General features: G+C 70.0%; 17 protein-coding genes and 1 riboswitch. Of the genes, 13 read left to right on the plus strand and 4 right to left on the minus strand.

All coding sequences use genetic code 11. The features are described 5' to 3' along the window. The first annotated feature begins 187 nt into the window (after positions 1-187). Genes CFE50_RS10855 through CFE50_RS10865 form a run of 3 tightly spaced genes read left to right on the plus strand, consistent with a single transcriptional unit; the run spans position 188 to position 4,142 of the window. Complete coding sequence (locus tag CFE50_RS10855; RefSeq protein WP_286733429.1) at positions 188-1,414, plus strand: cytochrome c; 1,227 nt, start codon at positions 188-190, stop codon at positions 1,412-1,414. A 2-nt stretch (positions 1,415-1,416) separates the two neighbouring features. Then, entirely contained in the window at positions 1,417-1,899 is a 483-nt protein-coding gene (locus CFE50_RS10860; RefSeq protein ID WP_042135871.1) for a (2Fe-2S)-binding protein, read from the plus strand. Beyond that, positions 1,896-4,142: a xanthine dehydrogenase family protein molybdopterin-binding subunit gene (locus CFE50_RS10865; RefSeq protein WP_286733432.1), complete on the plus strand. Its 2,247-nt coding sequence runs from the start codon at positions 1,896-1,898 to the stop codon at positions 4,140-4,142. The genes CFE50_RS10860 and CFE50_RS10865 overlap by 4 nt, the downstream gene beginning before the upstream one ends. Here CFE50_RS10865 and CFE50_RS10870 read toward each other — a convergent pair. The 4 genes from CFE50_RS10870 to CFE50_RS10885 all read right to left on the minus strand — a co-directional run bounded on the left by CFE50_RS10870 (position 4,139) and on the right by CFE50_RS10885 (position 6,653). Continuing rightward, complete coding sequence (locus tag CFE50_RS10870) at positions 4,139-4,756, minus strand: DedA family protein (protein ID WP_042135867.1); 618 nt, start codon at positions 4,754-4,756, stop codon at positions 4,139-4,141. The genes CFE50_RS10865 and CFE50_RS10870 overlap by 4 nt on opposite strands. Positions 4,757-4,886: 130 nt before the next feature. Next, a complete protein-coding gene (locus CFE50_RS10875) occupies positions 4,887-5,720 on the minus strand; it encodes a metallophosphoesterase family protein (RefSeq protein WP_286733435.1) in 834 nt (277 codons plus the stop codon). Positions 5,721-5,789: 69 nt separating this feature from the next. Next, on the minus strand, positions 5,790-6,158 hold the full coding sequence (locus CFE50_RS10880; RefSeq protein ID WP_007159230.1) for a YggL 50S ribosome-binding family protein: 369 nt from the start codon (positions 6,156-6,158) through the stop codon (positions 5,790-5,792). A gap of 165 nt (positions 6,159-6,323) precedes the next feature. Beyond that, on the minus strand, positions 6,324-6,653 hold the full coding sequence (locus CFE50_RS10885) for a four-helix bundle copper-binding protein (RefSeq protein WP_077172171.1): 330 nt from the start codon (positions 6,651-6,653) through the stop codon (positions 6,324-6,326). 97 nt (positions 6,654-6,750) lie between these two features. Continuing rightward, positions 6,751-6,946: riboswitch (cobalamin riboswitch) on the plus strand. 96 nt (positions 6,947-7,042) lie between these two features. On the opposite strand from CFE50_RS10885, the gene cobO reads away from it, so the two are divergent. From cobO to CFE50_RS10935, 10 genes are read left to right on the plus strand one after another with little or no spacing between them, the layout of a single operon-like run. Further along, positions 7,043-7,669, plus strand: coding sequence for a cob(I)yrinic acid a,c-diamide adenosyltransferase (gene cobO / locus CFE50_RS10890; RefSeq protein WP_007159228.1), 627 nt, complete (start codon positions 7,043-7,045; stop codon positions 7,667-7,669). Further along, positions 7,663-8,961 (plus strand): cobyrinic acid a,c-diamide synthase CobB, encoded by a 1,299-nt coding sequence (locus CFE50_RS10895; protein ID WP_286733441.1) that lies wholly within the window; start codon positions 7,663-7,665, stop codon positions 8,959-8,961. Before cobO ends, CFE50_RS10895 begins: the two co-directional genes overlap by 7 nt. Next, positions 8,958-9,608 carry a 5,6-dimethylbenzimidazole synthase gene (bluB, locus tag CFE50_RS10900; RefSeq protein WP_027602691.1) on the plus strand — a complete coding sequence of 217 codons (651 nt, stop codon included), beginning with the start codon at positions 8,958-8,960 and terminating at the stop codon, positions 9,606-9,608. The genes CFE50_RS10895 and bluB overlap by 4 nt, the downstream gene beginning before the upstream one ends. Then, positions 9,605-10,513 carry an adenosylcobinamide-phosphate synthase CbiB gene (cbiB, locus tag CFE50_RS10905; RefSeq protein WP_027596930.1) on the plus strand — a complete coding sequence of 303 codons (909 nt, stop codon included), beginning with the start codon at positions 9,605-9,607 and terminating at the stop codon, positions 10,511-10,513. Before bluB ends, cbiB begins: the two co-directional genes overlap by 4 nt. Then, positions 10,506-11,495: a threonine-phosphate decarboxylase CobD gene (gene cobD / locus CFE50_RS10910; RefSeq protein ID WP_286733446.1), complete on the plus strand. Its 990-nt coding sequence runs from the start codon at positions 10,506-10,508 to the stop codon at positions 11,493-11,495. Before cbiB ends, cobD begins: the two co-directional genes overlap by 8 nt. After that, entirely contained in the window at positions 11,492-12,943 is a 1,452-nt protein-coding gene (locus CFE50_RS10915) for a cobyric acid synthase (RefSeq protein WP_286733448.1), read from the plus strand. The genes cobD and CFE50_RS10915 overlap by 4 nt, the downstream gene beginning before the upstream one ends. Next, positions 12,944-13,465, plus strand: coding sequence for a bifunctional adenosylcobinamide kinase/adenosylcobinamide-phosphate guanylyltransferase (cobU, locus tag CFE50_RS10920; protein ID WP_286733450.1), 522 nt, complete (start codon positions 12,944-12,946; stop codon positions 13,463-13,465). Further along, a complete protein-coding gene (gene cobT / locus CFE50_RS10925) occupies positions 13,462-14,520 on the plus strand; it encodes a nicotinate-nucleotide--dimethylbenzimidazole phosphoribosyltransferase (protein WP_286733453.1) in 1,059 nt (352 codons plus the stop codon). The genes cobU and cobT overlap by 4 nt, the downstream gene beginning before the upstream one ends. Further along, positions 14,513-15,064, plus strand: a complete 552-nt coding sequence (locus tag CFE50_RS10930; RefSeq protein ID WP_286733455.1) for a histidine phosphatase family protein — start codon at positions 14,513-14,515, stop codon at positions 15,062-15,064. The genes cobT and CFE50_RS10930 overlap by 8 nt, the downstream gene beginning before the upstream one ends. After that, positions 15,064-15,795: an adenosylcobinamide-GDP ribazoletransferase gene (locus CFE50_RS10935; RefSeq protein ID WP_286733458.1), complete on the plus strand. Its 732-nt coding sequence runs from the start codon at positions 15,064-15,066 to the stop codon at positions 15,793-15,795. Before CFE50_RS10930 ends, CFE50_RS10935 begins: the two co-directional genes overlap by 1 nt. Positions 15,796-15,838 lie beyond the last annotated feature (43 nt).

A 15,838-nucleotide genomic window follows, 5' to 3' on the forward strand; every position in this document is an offset into this window, starting at 1 on the left:
GCTCTCGCGCCAGGGCGCAGCCGGAATGGAGCAGGATTGTAAAGGCCGCAGTTGACGTGCGGGCCGAAACTGTCGCCTGCATCTCACCTCCAGGGGCGAACGCCACGGGCGCTTGCCGCTGCGATTAGGATGACGGCAACGCCACGGCGGAATCCGCCCGTCCGGTTCGACCTCAAGAGGAGAGCTGATGAGATCCCTGGCCCTGCCCCTGTTGGCGGGGATGCTGCTCCTGTCCAAGGCCGCGCCGGTGCGCGCCGACGAGGCGACCCTGACGCGGGGCGAATACCTGACCCGGTTGGGCAACTGCCAGGGCTGTCATACCCGTCCCGACGGTGCACCCTTCGCCGGTGGTGTCGCCTTCGATACGCCTTTTGGCCGTCTTTACTCAAGCAATATCACGCCGGATCGCGAGCACGGCCTGGGCGACTGGACGGCGGACGAGTTTCGCCGAGCCTTGCACGACGGGCTGGGGCGCGATGGTGAGCAGCTCTATCCCGCCTTTCCCTATACGGCCTTTACCCGCTTGAGCGACGAGGACGTCGCCGCCATTTTCGCCTATCTGCAGATCCAGCGACCGGTGCCCTATGCGCCGCCCGCCAACGCCCTGCGCTTTCCCTTCGATCAGCGCGCGCTGATCCGCGGTTGGAAATGGCTCAACTTCACGCCGGGTCCGTTACCGGTTACTGCCGATGCGCAGGTGGCGCGGGGCGCCTACCTGGCCGAGGCGGTCGGGCATTGCCAGGAATGCCATACGCCGCGGACCTGGAGTCAGGGGCTCGACAGCGGCCGGGCCTATGCCGGTGCGACCCAGCAGGGCTGGACCGCCTGGAATCTCACCGCGGATCCGCGCGGCCTCGGCGGCTGGGGCGATGCCAAGCTCGCCAGCTATCTGCGCGAAGGGCATCAGCGCGGCGAAGCCGTGGCGGCGGGACCCATGGCCGAGGTGGTGAGCGGCGGTACCCGCCATCTGAACGATGCGGATCTCGGGGCCCTGATCGCCTATTTGCGGACCTTGCCGGCGCAGCCCGGAGCGGTGCCAGCGCGTGCCGAGGTGCAGCCGCCTGGGGAGGCCGGACCGCTCACCGCCGCCGAGGCGGAGAGTGCGGCCTTGCTGCAATCCGCCTGCGCCAGCTGTCATGCGCCGGACGACAGGGGGCCGGCCGGTCCCTATCCGCGCTCCTTCAGCAACTATTCGGCGGTGCGCGATCCGGCGGGGACCAACCTGGTGCGCGTGCTGCTCGACGGGCTCGACCGCCAGGGGCGTACCGAGCACGCCTTCATGCCAGCCTATCGGGCGTTGCTCAGTGATAGGCAACTGGCCGATCTGGCCACCTACATCGGCCGCCGCTTTGGTGGTCACGCCGCTGATATTCGTCCCGAGGACGTGGCGGCGGCGCGCGAACGGGAGCACTAGCGGTGGCGGTCCTCGAACTCAAGGTCAATGGCGAGTCGCGACAGCTCGACGTTGATCCACGCATGCCTCTGCTGGACGCCCTGCGCGACGAGCTGGGCCTCAAGGGGCCGAAATTCGGCTGCGGCCTGGGCGAGTGTGGTGCCTGTACGGTGCTGGCGGATGGCAAGCCGGTGCGTGCCTGTCTGCTGCCGGCGGCGTCCTTTGCCGGTCGCGAGCTGCTGACCCTGGAAGGCCTTGGCACGCCAGCGGCGCCGCACGCGCTGCAAAGGGCCTTCATCGAAGAGCAGGCGGCGCAGTGCGGCTATTGTATTCCTGGCATGGTGATGACCGCCCAGGCGCTGCTCGCCCGGGTGCCGGATCCCAGCGATGCGCAGATCCGCCAGGCGCTGGCGGCCAATTTCTGTGGCTGCGGGACCCACTATCGCATCCTGCGCGCGGTCAAACGGGCGGCGGTGCTCTTGCGCGACGGGCAGGCCCCGGCATGACGCTGTCCCGCCGCACCTTTCTCGGCGGCAGCGCCGTGCTGCTGCTGGGCTTCAGCCTGCAGCGACCGGTCGCCGCCCAGGTATTGCCCGCACCTACTGACACTGCGAGTCTGGCCAAGACCCTCGATCAGCGCCAACTGGATGCCTGGCTGGCGGTGGATGCCCAGGGCCAGGTCATTGTCTACAGCGGCAAGGTGGAACTGGGTACTGGGGTCAGCACGGCGCTGCGGCAGATCGTGGCCGAGGAACTCTGCGTGGCCTTTGCCGCCACCCGGCTGATCCAGGGCGATACCCGGCTGACACCCGACCAGGGCATCACCGCCGGCAGCAAGAGCCTGCAGGTGGGCGGCGCCCAATTGCGCAAGGCCGCCGCCAGCGCGCGGCAATTCCTGTTTCTGGAAGGAGCGCGGCGCCTGGGGCTGGATCTGGCGGTGGTGGACACGGTGGATGGCCGGGTGGTCTATCGTGGCGATCCCACCGGGCGTTTCGTCAGCTATGGCGAGCTGGTGGGCGGACGGCCGCTGGGGCGGCTGGTCAACCAGGCGGTGCGTACCCGCGCCGTCAAGGACTATCGCCTGGTCGGGACCTCGGTGCCGCGGGAAGACATCCCGGCCAAGCTGTTTGGCAGCTTTGATTACGTCCACGACCTGCGCCTTCCCGGCATGCTGCACGGTTGCGTGGTGCGGCCGCCCTGCATCGGCTCGGCGCGGTTGGCGGGGGTGAGTGGTCGCGGTATCGATGCCAGCGCGCTGCCGGCGGGCGCTCAGCTGGTGTACGAGGGCGCCTTCGTCGCGGTGGTGGCCGAGCAGCCCTGGCTGGCGCGCCAGGGCGCGGCGGCGCTGCGGGTGGACTGGAGCCTGGTGCCGGACCTGCCGCTACCGGGCGAACTCTATGCCCTGCTGGAAGCCAAGGCCGGACCGGCCGACCTCCAGCAGGAGGCCGGCGATGTCGCGGGGGAGCTGGCGAGCGCCGCCCGGCGCCTGGACGCCGAGTATCGCTGGCCCTACCAGAATCACGACTCCATCGGTCCCTCCTGCGCGGTGGCGGACGTGCGTGCCGACGGCGCCACCGTCTGGAGCGGTACCCAGGGCGTCTATCAGCTCCGGGCGGCGCTGGCGGATCTGCTGGCACTGCCGGAAGACCGCATCCATGTCATCTACCAGCAGGCCTCGGGCTGCTATGGCCATAACGGCGCCGATGACGCAGCAGCCGATGCGGCGCTGCTGTCCAAATTGTGTGGCCGTCCGGTGCGGGTGCAATGGAGTCGCGCCGACGAACACGGCTGGAATCCCAAGGGGCCGGCCATGCTGATGCGTCTGGCCGGCGGCCTGAGCGCGGCCGGCGATCTGCTGGCCTGGCGTTTCACCAACTGGACGCCCACCCACCTGACCCGGCCCAACGGCCAGACCGGCAAGGCGGCGCTGCTCGCCGGGCAACTGGCCTACAACCTGCCGCTCAAGGGTGGGCGGGGCGGTGGCAATCGCAATGCGCCGCTGGACTACGACCTGCTCAATGTCCAGGTGGCGACCCACTGGCTGGAAGCCGGGGATTCGCCGCTGCGACCCTCGGCCCTGCGCGCCCTGGGGGCGGTCGGCAATACTTTCGCCAACGAATCCTTCATGGACGAGCTGGCCCTGGCGGCCGGGGTCGATCCGCTGGAATTCCGCCTGCGCTATCTGCAGGATCCTCGTGCGCGGGCGGTGCTGCAGGCCGCCACCGCCAAGGCCGGTTGGCGACCGCCCGCCCGGCAGGAAAAGGCCTGGGACGGCGCCCTGGCGAAAGGTCAGGGCCTGGCCTTCCTGCGCTATGAAAACGAAAACGCCTATGTCGCCGCGGTGGTCGAGGTGGCGGTGAGCGAGGCGGCGGGGATCCGCGTCACCCGGGTGGTGGTGGCCCACGATTGCGGGCTGATCGTCAATCCGGATGGCCTGCGCAATCAGCTGGAAGGCTGCGTAGTACAGGGCATCGCCCGGACCCTCAAGCAGGCGGTGCGCTTCGATCACCAGGGAGTGACCAGCCTGGAGTGGGGCGCCTATCCGCCGCTGACCTTCAACGAATTGCCCGAGCTGGAACTGGAGCTGATCGATCGGCCGGACGAGCCGGCAGTGGGGGCCGGGGAGGCCACCACCGCCGCCATCCCCGCGGCCATCGCCAATGCCGTGGCGGCGGCGACCGGTCTGCGCCTGCGCGAGGTACCGCTGAATCGCCAGCGTCTGCGCGAGGCGCTGGCCGCCCGTCGCTAGGCGCGTTTCAGCCGCTGCTTGAAGAACAGCGCGGCGCCGGCGCCCAGCACGGCGACCACCGCCGCGCCGATCCACAGCGACTCGTTGCCGGCGAAGCTGAAGTGGTTGGCGCCCTTGGCCGCCAGATAACCCGGGCCCATCATCAGTGGCGCCCAGACGATGGCCGAGAGCACGTTGGCCGACTGGAAGCGCAGCTGGTTCATCGCCATCATCCCGGCCACCAGGGGCACGGTGTTGCGGATCATGGTCAGGAAGCGCCCGCCGAAGACCGCGAAGAAGCCATAGCGGCGAAAGAACAGTCGGGTCCTGGCCACCTGCTTGCGATAGCGGCGAAAGGGCGGGCGGTGGACGATGCTGGGACCGAGCCAGCGGCCGATGATATAGGAGCAGATGTCGCCGAGGATGGCGCCGACGATGGCGGCCAGTACCAGCGGCACCGGCGAGAGCACCCCGGAGCCGGCCAGGCCGCCGACCACCAGCAGCAGGGCCGTGGCCGGAATGAAGACGCCCAGCAGCACCAGGGACTCGCCAAAGGCGAGCAGGCCGACGAGCAGCGGTGCCCAGGCCTGGTGGGTTTCGATAAAGCCAAGCAGCGATTGCGTCAGGGATTCCATGGGAGGCCACTCTTGCCGAAAGTCCTAAGACTACGCGGCGCCCGTGGCCTGCCAGCCGTTTCAACAGCTTGAATCAATTTCCATTGCTGGAAGTGCGCAGGAGCGCGCATCGGCGTCCCGATCGGACGCCTCACCCTTCTGCCAGGGCGTCCTGTGCGGCCTGCCAGCGCAGTGCGTGACGCTCGCCGACGACGAAGCGATCGCCCTGGAAGTCCCAACGCTCCACGTCCACGGTCTTTTCCGCCCCTTCGCCGACCAGCAGGCGATTGAAGGAGTTGGGCGAGGTGCCGCGCACGCGCGACGAGAGGGCGGTGCCAGCCTGGACGATCCAGACCTCGCGGGGCAGGCTGGGGTACTGGCGACTCAGCGGCAGCACATAGGGCAGGTGGATGTGGCCGCCCATCACCAGATCCAGGCCGGCATCGGCCCAGGTGGCCAGGGCGTGATCGGCATTGTGCTGCAGATTGCTCAGGTCGCTGAGTTCGAGGGCGCCGAAGGGCTGGTGGGCGATGACGATGCGCAGCTTGCTTGGACCGGCGCGGCGCAGGCGCTCGGCCACGCGTTCGATCTGCGCGGTGCTCACCGAGCCATCCTTGTGGCGTTGCGGGGCGGTGGTGTTGAGTCCGACCAGCAAGAGCTCGTCGTTTTCGAAACTGGGCTCGAGGTCCTGGCCGAAATGGCGGCGATAGTTGCCATAGGGCGTCAGGAAGCGGGCGAAGATGTTATACAGCGGCAGGTCGTGATTGCCCGGGATCACCAGGGTGCGGGGAATGCCGTAGCTTTCCAGGCGTTCGACGAAGGTCTTGGCGGCGGCGAATTGCTCGCGGCGGGCGCGCTGGGTGATGTCCCCGGAAAGGATGAGGACATCAGCGCCGTGTTCGCGGACATGGGCTTCCAGGGCCGCGACCACGGCGGGTTGCTCGGTGCCGAAGTGGGTATCGGAGATTTGCAGGAGGGTCGTCATGAGGACCTGGTTTCCAACGGATTCCCCTTTACGACCGCAACGGACGCCAAGCTATCCGGCGAGGGCTAGTTAGACTTCGCCGTCGTGATGCCAGGCATCATGCAGCTCGGAGGCATTGGCTTCGCCGACTTCGGCGCGGGCCTTGAGCCAGTCCAGCAGCGCGGTACGGTCTTCCGCGGTGGGCGAGGTGTAGCGCTTGTTGGCCATGATGGTGCCTTCGACCCATGCGTTGTCGAAGCCGCCGATGTAGTCCAGCTTGCGTTCTTCGACGTAGTCGATGAAGTCGCCCAGGAAGGTGTCCAGATCGTCTTCGCTGAGTTCGTTCTTGAAGCTCACCTTGATTTCAAAGGCCAGTTCCTGGAATTCGCCCAGGTACTGCTTCTTGCGCAGGCGACGCTTCATGCGGCTCAAACGGGGATCTTGGTTGGTATCGGTCATGGCGAAGGCCTGGATATCGATGAAAGGGCGGGCATTATCCCTGGCGTCGCCGGGTAATGCCAATGCCGAACGCCCGAGCGGCGGCTTCCTGTGCGGGATTCGGCTGCGACCAGAGCGCGCAGCACTGGAGCTGGCGCTCAGCGGATGCGGTTATCGGCAACCACCTCAGGCGGCCATGGCCGCGCAGGCGTCGGCGCAGGCCTCACAGGCCCGGGCACAGGCCTGGCAGTGTTCGGCCTTGTGCTTGCCGCATTCGGCGGCGCAGGCACGGCAGGTGGCCAGGCACAGGGCGCAGGCTTCGGCGATGCGGTCGCTGCCGCGCTGCATGAAGGTGGCGGCCAGGCGGCAGGCGTCGGCGCAATCGCGATCCAGGCGGACGCAGTCGCGCATCATGTCCAGATTGGCTTCGCCCAGGCAGGCGCTGGCGCAGGTTTCGCAGGCGGCGGCGCAATCGAGGCAGGCCTTGATGCAGGCGGCGAGGGTGGCATCGTTCATCCGGTAGCTCCTGGCGGTGGGTGTCTAGGGTGGACCCGTCCGCGCGACGTCGAGTTCGGGCGGCGCCATCGATTGACGCTCTCCCGGCTAGTCCGTACCCTGCGCCCTTGCACGTGGTGCCCCGCCTGGAGCGGGGTGAAACAGGGAAGCCGGTCGAGCCGGCGCTGCCCCCGCAACGGTAGTTGAGCAGTAGCTGCGCGATGCCCACTGGCCCTGGCCGGGAAGGGGCGCAGCGGATGCCCTTAGGGCATCGGCTCACCAGCCCGGAGACCGGCCACGCTTGCGTTCATCTCGGCGATGCGGAGGGCGTCGCGCGGCGTCGCCACCTGCCTTGCGCGGGCGGCGTCTCTGCCCGTTTCTCCGCCGCGCCCGCACCCGGAGAACCATCCATGACCGACACCCCCGATTCGACCAGCCCCGAGCGCGACGAGCGCCACCGCGCGCGCATGGTGCGCAAGAAGGCGGTGATCGACGCCCGCATCGCCGAAGCCCAGGACGAACGCGGCCTACTGCTGGTCCATACCGGCATCGGCAAGGGCAAGAGCAGCTCCGCCTTCGGCATGGCGGCGCGCGCCCTCGGCCACGGCATGAAGGTGGGGGTGGTGCAGTTCATCAAGGGCCGCCGCGATACCGGCGAGCAACTGTTCTTCAAGCGCTTTCCGGACGAGGTGCGCTATCACGTCATGGGCGAGGGCTTCACCTGGGACACCCAGGACCGGGCCCGCGACCTGCAGTCGGCGGCCGCGGCCTGGGCGGTGGCGGTGGAACTCTTGCGCGATCCGGCCATCGGCCTGGTGCTGCTGGACGAGCTCAACATCGCCTTCAAGCACGGCTATCTGGAGGTCGACCAGGTGCTGGCCGACCTGGCCGGGCGTCCGGCCCATCAGCACGTGGTGGTGACCGGCCGCGGTGCGCCGCCGGCGCTGGTCGAGGCCGCCGACACCGTGACCGACATGAGCCTGGTCAAGCACGCCTTCCAGGCCGGCGTCCGCGCCCAGCAGGGTATCGAATGGTAGGCGAGACGCGGCATTGCCCGGCGCTGCTGATCGCCGCCCCGGCCTCCGGTCAGGGCAAGACCAGCGTCACCGCCGCCCTGGCCCGGCTGCACGCCCGCCAGGGGCGGCGGGTACGGGTGTTCAAGTGCGGCCCGGACTTTCTCGATCCGATGATCCTGGCCCGCGCCAGCGGCGCGCCGGTCTACCAGCTCGATCTGTGGATGATCGGCGAGGCCGAGAGCCGGCGCCTGCTGTGGGAAGCGGCGGGGGAGGCGGATCTCATCCTCATCGAAGGCGTCATGGGGCTGTTCGACGGTCAGCCCTCGGCCGCTGACCTCGCCGAGCGCTTTGGCGTACCGGTGCTGGGCGTGATCGACGCCGCCGGTCTGGCGCAGACTTTTGGCGCCCTGGCCTATGGCCTCGCCCATTACCGGCCGAGCCTGCCCTTCGCCGGGGTGCTGGCCAACCGCAGCGGCAGTCCGCGACAGACCCAGCTGATCCGCGGCAGCCTGCCGGCGGACATGACCTTCTTCGGCAGTCTGCCGCGCGATGCCGGCATCGAGTTGCCGAGTCGTCACCTGGGGCTGATCCAGGCCGACGAGGTCACCGACCTGGATCGCCGTCTGGACATGGCGGCCGATGCCCTGGGCGCCAGTTCCGACATCGAATTGCCGCCGCTGGTGGCCTTCACCGCGCCGGAGCCGACCGCGGTCGAGCCGCTGCTGGCCGGGGTGCGGATCGGCGTGGCCCGGGATGCGGCGCTCGCCTTCATCTACCAGGCCAACCTGGATCTCTTGCACGCCCTGGGCGCCGAGCTGAAGTTCTTTTCCGTGCTGGCCGACACGACGCTGCCGGCGGTGGACAGCCTCTATCTGCCGGGCGGCTATCCCGAGCTGCACCTGCAGACGCTGTCCAACAACCTGGGCATGCGCGCGGCCATCCGCGCCCACCACGCGGCGGGCAAGCCGATCCTCGCCGAGTGCGGCGGCATGCTCTATCTGCTCGACGAACTGACCGACAAGGCCGGCGAATCCGCCAGCCTGCTCGGGCTGCTGCCGGGCAGCGCGCGGATGCAGGCGCGACTCACCGCCCTGGCCCTGCAGTCGGTGGACTTCGCACAGGGCACCCTGCGCGGCCACACCTATCACCACTCCGCCCTGGAGTCACCCGAGACGCCCTGGGCGCGCGGGCTGTGCCCCAACGGCAAGGCTGTGGCCGAGGCGGTCTACCGAGACGGTCGCCTCACCGCCAGCTATATTCACTTCTACATGCCGTCGGCACCCGCCGCGGCCGCCGCGATGCTCAAGCCGTGACCACGACCCCCTATACCCCCGCCGAACAAGCCGCCGTCTACCGAGCCATCGCCGAGCGCCGCGACATGCGCCATTTCTGCGGTGGCGAGGTGCCTCCCGAACAACTCGCCCGTCTGCTCGGTGCCGCGCACCAGGCGCCCAGCGTCGGGCTGATGCAGCCCTGGCGCTTCCTGCGCATCAGCGATCCGGCCCTGCGCCAGCGCCTGCACGAACTGGTGGAAGAAGAGCGCTGCGCCACCGCCGAGGCCCTGGGCGAGCGCAGCGACGACTTCATGAAGCTCAAGGTGCAGGGCATCCTCGACTGCGCCGAGGTGCTGGTGGCGGCGCTGATGGACGGCCGCGAAGCCCACGTCTTCGGCCGCCGTACCCTGCCGGAGATGGACCTCGCCTCGCTGTCCTGCGCCATCCAGAATCTCTGGCTGGCGGCCCGCTGCGAAGGCCTGGGCATGGGCTGGGTGTCGCTGTTCGAACCGGAAGCCGTGCGCAGCCTGCTGGAGATGCCGGAAGGCGCCCAGCCGGCGGCCATCCTCTGCCTGGGGCCGGTGGAAGCCTTCTATCCGCGGCCCATGCTGGAAGAGGAGGGCTGGCGTCAGGGGCGGCCACTGGAGGAGCTGGTCTTCGAGAACCGCTGGGGCCAGAAGCCATGATGCTGGCCTTCGCGGTCGTCGGCGGCATGCTGCTCGACCTGCTGCTCGGCGAACCCCGCCGCGCCCATCCCCTGGTCCTGTTCGGGCGCCTGGCCGACAGCCTGGAGGCCCGCTTCAATCCCGGCGGGCGCGGCTGGCGCAGCCATGGCGTGATGGCCTGGAGCCTCGCCGTGCTGCCCTGGGTGCTGCTCACCGCCTTGCTCTGCCAGATCGGCTGGCTGGCCTGGATCATCCAGCCCCTGGCGCTGTATCTGGCCGTGGGACTGCGCAGCCTGGGCGAGCACGCCGAGCCGGTGGCGCGCGCCCTGCAACGCAACAACCTGCCCGAGGCGCGGCGCCGGGTCGGCTATCTGGTCAGTCGCGAAACCAGCGAGCTGGACGAGACCGCCGTGGCCCGCGCCGCCACCGAATCGGTGCTGGAGAACGGCAGCGATGCCGTCTTCGCCGCGCTGTTCTGGTTCGCCCTGCTCGGCGCCCCGGGCGTGGTGCTCTATCGCCTGGCCAATACCCTGGACGCCATGTGGGGCTATCGCACGCCGCGCCTGGAGCGTTTCGGCTGGGCCGCGGCGCGCCTGGACGATGTCCTCAACTATATCCCCGCGCGGCTGGTGGCCCTGACCTATGCCGGCCTCGGCCGCTTCTGGAGCGCCATCGAGAGCTGGCGGACTCAGGCGCCGCTGTGGGACAGCCCCAACGCCGGCCCGGTGATGGCAGCCGGTGCCGGTGCCCTGGGCGTGAGCCTGGGCGGTCCGGCCCGCTACCACGGCGAGTGGCACGAGCGCCCGGTGCTGGGCCGCGGTCCGGCGCCGACCTTCCTGGCCATCACCCGCGCCCTGAAACTGGTCCGCCGTGGCGCCTGGTTATGGACCGCGCTGATCGCCCTGGGAGGACTGCTGCTTGCTTGAGCACGGCGGTCGCCTGAGGCGCGCGGCGCGTACCTACGACATTCCCCTGGGTGACTGGCTGGACCTGTCCACCGGCCTGGCTCCCTGGCCCTGGCCGCTGCCGGAGATTCCCGCCAGTGCCTGGGCACGGCTGCCCGAGCCCGACGACGGCCTGGTGGAAGCCGCCTGCGCCTGCTACCGGGCCAGCGCGGCGCTGCCGGTGGCCGGCTCCCAGGCCGCCATCCAGGCGCTGCCGACCCTGCGCCCATCCGCGCGGGTCGCGGTGCTGGCGCCCTGTTATGCCGAGCATGCCCTGGCCTGGCGTCGCGCCGGGCACGAGGTGCTGGAGTGGGACGAGCCAGGCATCGCCACCCATCTCGACCAGCTGGACGTGGTGGTGGTGGTCAATCCCAACAACCCCACGGGCGAGCGCCTGTCGCCCGCCCGACTGCTGGACTGGCACGCCCGGCTCGAACGCCGCGGCGGCTGGCTGGTGGTGGACGAGGCCTTCATGGATCCCACCCCGGGGGCAAGCCTTGCACCCTTCAGCGATCTGCCCGGCCTGATCGTGCTGCGCTCCTTTGGCAAGTTCTTCGGACTGGCCGGGATGCGCCTGGGCTTCGTGCTGGCGGCGCCGAGCCTGCTGGCGCGGCTGGACGAGCACCTCGGTCCCTGGACGGTGAACGGCCCCAGTCGTTATCTCGCCCGGCAACTGCTGGCCGATCAGCCGGGCCAGCAGCGTCAGCGCGAGGCGCTGCTCGAGGCCGGCGAACGTCTGGCCGCCATGCTCGCCCGCCATGATCTTATGCCCATAGGTGGTTGCGCCCTGTTTCAATTGCTGCAGCGCCCGGATGCCGCGGATCTGCACGAACACCTGGCCCGCCAGGCCATCCTGACCCGTCTGTTTCCCGCGCTTGGCGCCCTGAGATTCGGTCTGCCCGGCGACGAGGCCGGCTGGCAGCGCCTGGGCCAGGGCCTCGCCAGCTACCGGAGTCCCCTATGAGTACGCTGATGGTGCAGGGCACCACCTCCGACGCCGGCAAGAGCACCCTGGTGGCCGCCCTGTGCCGCTGGCTCCATCGCCAGGGCGTGGCCGTGGTGCCCTTCAAGCCGCAGAATATGGCGCTCAACAGCGCCGTGACCGCCGATGGCGGCGAGATCGGCCGGGCCCAGGCGGTGCAGGCCCAGGCCTGTGGCCTGGCGCCCCATACCGACATGAATCCGGTGCTGCTGAAACCCAATACCGATGTCGGTGCCCAGGTGATCATCCACGGCCGGGCCGTCACCAGCATGGATGCCAAGGCCTATCACGCCTACAAACCGGTGGCCCGGGAAGCGGTGCTGGCCTCCCATGCGCGGTTGGCCGAGCGCTATCAGGTGGTGCTGGTGGAAGGCGCCGGTTCGCCGGCCGAGATCAACCTGCGCCAGGGCGACATCGCCAACATGGGCTTCGCCGAGGCGGTGGACTGCCCGGTGCTGCTGGTGGCCGACATCGACCGTGGCGGCGTCTTCGCCCATCTGGTCGGCACCCTGGACCTGCTCGAACCCAGCGAGCAGGCGCGCGTCGCCGGCTTCATCATCAATCGCTTCCGTGGCGACCTGGCCCTGCTGCAACCCGGGCTGGACTGGCTCGAAGCCCGTACCGGCAAGCCGGTGCTCGGCGTGCTGCCCTATCTGCACGACCTGCACCTGGAAGCCGAGGATCGCCTGGCCACCGGCCAGGTCGCCAAGCAGGGACCGCGCCTGCGGGTGGCGGTGCCGGTGATGCCGCGGCTGAGCAACCACACCGATTTCGATCCCCTGCGCCTGCACCCCCAGGTGGAATTGCTGTTCGTCCGCCAGGGCGAGGAACTGCCCGCCGCCGACCTGATCATCCTTGGCGGCTCCAAGAGCGTGCGCAGCGACCTGGCTTTCCTGCGCGCCCAGGGCTGGGACACGGCCATCGCCCGTCACCTGAGATACGGGGGGCGGGTGCTGGGGATCTGCGGCGGCTTCCAGATGCTTGGCGAGCGGATCGCCGACCCTCTCGGGCTGGAAGGTGCGCCGGGTGACAGCGCCGGTCTGGGCCTGTTGGCCATGACCACCGAGCTGGCGGCGGAAAAGCAGCTGCGCAACGTGCACGGCTGGCTCTGCGACGGCGACGCCGAGGTGGCCGGCTACGAGATCCATGCCGGCGTCAGCCAGGGCCCGGCCCTGGAGCGCCCGGTACTGCGCTTCGCCGATGGCCGTGTCGACGGCAGCCTCAGCGCCGACGGCCAGGTGCTGGGCACCTACCTGCACGGCCTGTTCGAGTCGCCAGCCGCCAGCGTCGCCCTGCTGCGCTGGGCCGGCCTGGCCGAGCCACGGCAGCTGGACTACCACGCCCTGCGCGAACGGGATCTGGAGCGCCTGGCCGATCTGGTGGAGCATCATTTGGACACCGGGCGCCTGCGCGCCCTCTGCGAGCTCTAGATGCGCGAATTCATCCTCGGTGGCGCGCGCTCCGGCAAGAGCGCCCTGGCCGAGCGCCTGGCCGCCGAGTCCGGCCTTGCCGTCACCTATATCGCCACCGCCGGTGGCAGCGACGCCGAGCTGGCGCGGCGCATCGAGCGCCATGCCGCCCGCCGGCCGGCGCACTGGGCGCTGGTGGAAGAACCCCTGGCGCTGGCCGAACGCCTGGCGGCCCTGGGGGCGCCGGAGCGCTGCCTGCTGGTGGACTGCCTGACCCTCTGGCTGACCAATCTGCTCCTGCTCGACGATCCCCAGCGCCTCGATCGTGCCTGCGCGGAGCTGCTCGAGGTCGTGCCGCAATTGCCCGGTCACCTCATCTTCGTCAGCAACGAGACCGGCCTGGGTGTTGTCCCGCTGGGCGAGCTGACTCGCCGTTATGTCGATGCCGCCGGCGAATTGCACCAGGCCCTGGCCGCGCGCTGCGAGCGCGTGGTGCTGACCGTCGCCGGTCTCCCCCTGACCCTCAAAGGAACCCCGCTATGAGCATGCCCTGGTGGCAAGGACCCTGCCGCCAACCCGATACCGCTGCGGCCGAAGCCGCGCGCCAGCGGCAGACGGTATTGACCAAGCCGAGCGGTTCGCTCGGCGATCTGGAAGTGCTGGCCATCCAGCTGGCGGCCCTGCAGGGCACGCCGCGGCCGCTGCTGCAGCGCACCGCCATCGCGGTCTTCGCGGGTGATCACGGCGTGGTGGAAGAGGGCGTCTCGGCCTATCCGCAGTCGGTGACCGCCGAGATGGTGCGCAACTTCGTCTGCGGCGGGGCAGCCATCAGCGTGCTCGCCCGGCAACTGGACGCCGCCTTGGAAGTCATCAATCTGGGCACCGTCACGCCCCTGGAACCCCTGCCCGGGATCATCGACCTGCCGCTGGGGCGCGGCACCGCCAACTTCACCCTGACCCCGGCCATGACCCATGACCAGTGCCAGGCGGCGCTGCAGGCCGGCCGCGACGCCGTCCTGCGCGCCTGTGCCGGCGGCGCCGATCTGTTCATCGGTGGCGAGATGGGCATCGGCAACACCACCGCCGCCAGTGCCATTGCCAGCGTGCTGCTGGACACCTCGCCGCTGGCCCTGGCCGGCCCCGGGACCGGGCTGGACGCCGATGGCGTGGCGCGCAAGGTGGCGGTCATCCAGCGCGCCCTGTTGCGCCATGGCGACGCCCTGGAAGATCCCTACGAATTGCTGCGCCGCCTGGGCGGCTTCGAGCTGGCCGCCCTGACCGGTGCCTATATGGCCTGCGCCCAGCAGGGCCTGCCGACCCTGGTCGACGGCTTCATCTGCTCGGTGGCAGCCCTCTGCGCCCAGCACCTGCAACCCGATACCCGCGACTGGCTGCTGTTCGCCCACTGTGGCGCCGAGCCCGGCCACGCCGCGGTGCTGCTGGCGCTGGGTGGCGAGCCCCTGCTGGATCTCGGCCTGCGCCTGGGCGAAGGCAGCGGTGCGGCCCTGGCCGTGCCGCTGCTGCAGCTGTCCTGCCGCCTGCACAGCGAGATGGCGACCTTCACCGAAGCCAGCGTCTCCAGTCGCGCCCATGACTGATTGCCTGCTGCTGCGCCATGGCGTCACCGAAGGCCCCGAAGGCTTTCGCGGACGCCTCGATCCGCCGCTGGCGGAACAGGGCTGGGCGCAGTTGCGTGCCGCCGTCGCCCCGCAGCCGCCTTTCGAGCTGATCCTGACGTCGCCACAGCAGCGCTGCGCGCGCTTCGCCGAGTGGTTGGCGGCGGAGCAGGGCGCCGAGCTGGCGGTGGAAGCCGATCTGCGCGAACTGGATTTCGGCGCCTGGGAAGGCCGTACCGCCGCCGAACTCATGCAGGACCAGGCAGAGGCCCTGGGCCGCTTCTGGGCCGATCCCTATGCCTATACGCCGCCCGGGGGCGAGCCCGTGGCGGCCTTCGCTGAGCGGGTCCTGGGCGCGGTGGCCCGCTGGCGGCCACGGCTGCAGGACCGGCGCAGTCTGATCGTCACCCACGGCGGCGTCATCCGCCTGCTGCTGGCCCGCCAGCGGGGGCTGCCACCCAAGGACCTGCTGCAGGTCGAGGCGCCCTACGCGACCCTGCAGCCGCTGGCGCTGGAGGAGGGCTGATGCCGCTGCCGCTGCTGATCGCCGTGCAGTTTCTCACCCGTCTGCCGGTGCGCCTGCCCGGCATGCCGCCAGCCGCGGCCGTCGGCCGCTCGGTGCTCTGGTATCCGGCGGTGGGCCTGCTGCTGGGGGCGCTGCTCAGTCTGATCGCCTGGCTGGGGGCGTCGGGTGGCGTCTTGCTGCAGGCGGCCCTGGTGCTGGCCGGCTGGGTTGTCCTCACCGGCGGCCTGCATCTGGACGGCCTGGCCGACACGGCGGATGCCTGGATCGGCGGCTACGGTGACCGCGAGCGGACCCTGGCCATCATGAAGGATCCGGCCTGCGGCCCCATGGGCGTGCTGGCGCTGCTGCTGACCCTGCTGCTCAAGTGGAGCGCGCTGGTGGTGCTGCTGCCCCACGCGCCGGCCGCGCTGTGGCTGGCGCCGCTGGCCGGTCGCCTGGCATTGCCCTGGCTGTTGCTGACCACCGCCTATGTGCGCCCTGGCGGTCTGGGCGAGCTGCTCAGTCGTCACCTGCCGCGAAAGGCCCTGGTCCAGGTCCTGTTGCTGGGGGCCCTGGGCATGGTCCTGCTAGCCCAGGGCCTGACCGCGCTGCTGGTGACCGCCGGGATCGCGCTGCTGCTGCGTCGCGCGCTGCGCCAGCGGCTTGGCGGTACCACGGGCGATACCGCGGGCGCCCTGCTGGAGATCGTCGAAGCCGGGGTGCTGGTCGCGCTGGCCCTGACGCTGGGCTGAAAAATCGGCCCAAGCGTGAGATACCCGGGATTTTGCGATCTCC

This window comes from Pseudomonas sp. PGPPP4, from assembly GCF_002256045.1.
Taxonomy (GTDB): Bacteria; Pseudomonadota; Gammaproteobacteria; order Pseudomonadales; family Pseudomonadaceae; genus Chryseomonas; species Chryseomonas oryzihabitans.